General features: G+C 74.4%; 2 protein-coding genes, 1 pseudogene and 1 riboswitch. All 3 genes and pseudogenes read left to right on the top strand.

Annotated features, from left to right (window positions below):
- Positions 1-678 (top strand): MFS transporter (locus RIF68_RS33705; RefSeq protein WP_309055272.1); only part of this gene is annotated, 678 nt, incomplete at its 5' end.
- Between the two features lie 166 nt (positions 679-844).
- The gene (locus RIF68_RS33700; RefSeq protein ID WP_375165779.1) at positions 845-2,041 is read left to right on the top strand and encodes a PP2C family protein-serine/threonine phosphatase; all 1,197 of its coding nucleotides are present in this window, start codon (positions 845-847) and stop codon (positions 2,039-2,041) included.
- A 201-nt stretch (positions 2,042-2,242) separates the two neighbouring features.
- Positions 2,243-2,390, top strand: a riboswitch (cyclic di-AMP (ydaO/yuaA leader).
- 11 nt (positions 2,391-2,401) lie between these two features.
- Positions 2,402-2,673: pseudogene (locus RIF68_RS33695) on the top strand (M23 family peptidase); the annotation flags it as partial.

Below are 2,673 nucleotides of genomic sequence, written 5' to 3'. Positions count from 1 at the left end.
GAGGCGGACCGGGCCGGCGGTGACGGCGGCCGGGGCCAGTTCCGTACGGTCCTCACGCACCGCACCTTCTGGCTGTTCTCGCTCGCCATGACCGGCTCGTACGTGCTGTCCTTCCAGGTCTATCTGGCCCTGCCGCTCGCGGCCGGGGGTACGGGCCTGACCACCGCCCTGTTCGTGGTGTCCGCGCTGGTGGCGCTGGCCGGGCAGCTGCGCATCACGGCCTGGTGCAAGGCGCGGCTGCCGCGCGAGCGGTGTCTCGTGCTGGGCCTCGCCCTGATGGGCGCCGCCTTCCTGCTCCCGGCGGCGTTCGGGCGGGGGGTGGCGGGGCTGCTGCTGTGCGCGGCGGTCCTGGCCGTGGCGAACGCGGTGCTCTACCCGTACGAGATGGACACGGTCGTCGCCCTGTCCCGGGGGCGCTGGGTGGCCACCCACTACGGGCTCTACAACACCGTGTGCGGGATCGGCATCACCCTGGGGAACCTGGGGACCGGCGCCCTGCTCGACGTCACGGGCTGGTCGGCGGTGCCGTGGCTGGCGCTGTGCGCGGTGGGACTGGTGTGCGCGGGGGCCGTCGCGCTCCTGGCCCGCGGCGGCCGGCTCGCGGCACCCCCGCCCGAGCCGTCCGTGCCGTCCGAGCGGCCCGCGTCGTCGGAGTCGCCGGAGCCCGGCCCCGCCTGATCGCCCGGCTCCTTCCGGCCGGCCGGCGCCCGGGGCTCCCCGGGCCCCTCGATCGCCCGGGTCCCCCGGTCGGCCGTCCGGGAGTCGCCGCCCGACGGGGGCGCGGGGGACCCTGGGAGGGCGCGGTACGGGCCGCGGCCGGTATCGACCGGGCAGGAGAGCACAGGTGGGGCACCCTCTGGGAGCGACGGGTGACGGGCGGCGGGACGACGAGCCCCGCCGCCCGTACCGCGGTGCGCGGCGCTTCCTCCGGGCGCTGCCCCCGCTGGTCATCGCGGGCGGCGTTGTCTTCGACCTGTCGACCCCGCCCCAGTTCACGGCCGCGCCGATGTTCTCGGCGGCCCCGCTCATCGCCGCGCCGTTCTTCTCCACCCTGACGACCCTGCTCACCGGCATCGCCGCCGTCCTCGCCTGCCTCGGCCTGCACGCCTACAACGACACCCTCACCCAGGTCTCGTCCCTCACCGAGGCCCTCACCGTCATGACCGTCTCGGCGCTCGGCCTGCTGATCAACCGGGTGGTCCGGATCAGCGGGGAGCGGCTCGCCTCCGCGCGCGTGATCGCGGAGACGGCGCAGAAGGCGGTGCTGCCGACGCCGGCCGAACGGATCGGCGGGCTCCACTGCGCGGCGCGGTACGAGGCGGCACAGGCGGACGCGTTCATCGGCGGCGACCTCTTCGCCGTCCAGGACACCCCGCACGGGGTGCGGCTGATCGTCGGGGACGTACGGGGGAAGGGCCTGGACGCGGTCGAGGCCGTGGCCGTGGTGATCGGCGCGTTCCGGGAGGCCGCCGAGCAGGAACGGACCCTGGAGGGGGTGGCGCAGCGACTCGAACGGGCCCTGGCCCGGGAGGGCACCCGGCGGCACGGGCTCGACGCCTTCGAGGGGTTCACGACGGCGGTCCTGGCGGAGGTCCCGCCGGGCGCCGGGGTCGTACGGATCGTGAACCGGGGACATCCGCCCCCGCTGGTGCTGCGGGCGAACGGCGGCCTGGAGACGCTGGAGCCGAGCGAGGCGGCCCTGCCGCTCGGCATGGGCGAGCTGGCGGCCTGGCCGGACCGGGCCGACGAGCGGGCCTACCCGCCGGGCGCCACCCTCCTCCTCTACACCGACGGACTCTCGGAGGCGCGGAACGCGCAGGGCGTCTTCTACGCTCCGGCGGAGCGGCTGGCCGGGCGGATCTTCCCGGGGCCGGAGGAACTCCTCGACGCGCTCGTGGACGACGTACGGCGGCACACGGGCGGCGGGGCGACGGACGACATGGCGCTCCTCGCGGTGAGCCGGCCGGCGACGGGGCAGCCGGAGCGGCGCCGGACGATGCCGGTGGTGGCGCCCGGGGGAGGGCGCCGTCACCACCCGTAGCCGAGAGGTCTCCCAGCGATAACAATTGACATACCGTCAGATCTGGTGTCGGCCGGGCTTCCGTTTTGAGAGGGGGTCAACTCGGGCGATTCCCTGCCAATTCCATGAACGATCACCGGGAACGGCTTGGAATCGGACCCTCGTCTCTATTAACGTTCGATAACGCAGCGCGGTCGTCCCAGTCGTCGCAAGAGGCGACACCGTGCGCACGCGCCGAATCCCGAAAGGGAACCGGGGAACCACCACTTGGGGTGAATCGGGCCCCTCGCACCTCGTGCGAAACCGCCCGTAGGAGACCTTCCTGCTCCGAACCCGTCAGCTAACCCGGTAGGCGAGAAGGAAGGAAAGGAGCGCGCCTCCGTGGCGTCCAACACCCCCGCACCCGAAGCCCCGTTCGAGCCCTTCGGCGGCGCGGGTGCCGCCGGCTCCGCCGGGGAGTGGAACCCGACCGAGGGAACCCTCCGCGCCGAGAGCCGCTCCGGCGGCCGTCACCGCGTCGTCAAGCAGCGCTCCAACTTCGCCCGTTCCTCCACCGTCCTCGGCGTCGGCGTCATCGCGGCCGTCGGCGCGGGCGGCCTCGCCACCGCGCAGGACAGGCCCCCGGTCGCCATATCGCTCCCGGACCTCCCGGA

It is taken from the genome of Streptomyces sp., assembly GCF_031178505.1.
Classification (GTDB): domain Bacteria; phylum Actinomycetota; class Actinomycetes; order Streptomycetales; family Streptomycetaceae; genus Streptomyces; species Streptomyces gulbargensis.
This window is presented reverse-complemented; position numbering and strand designations above follow the sequence as displayed.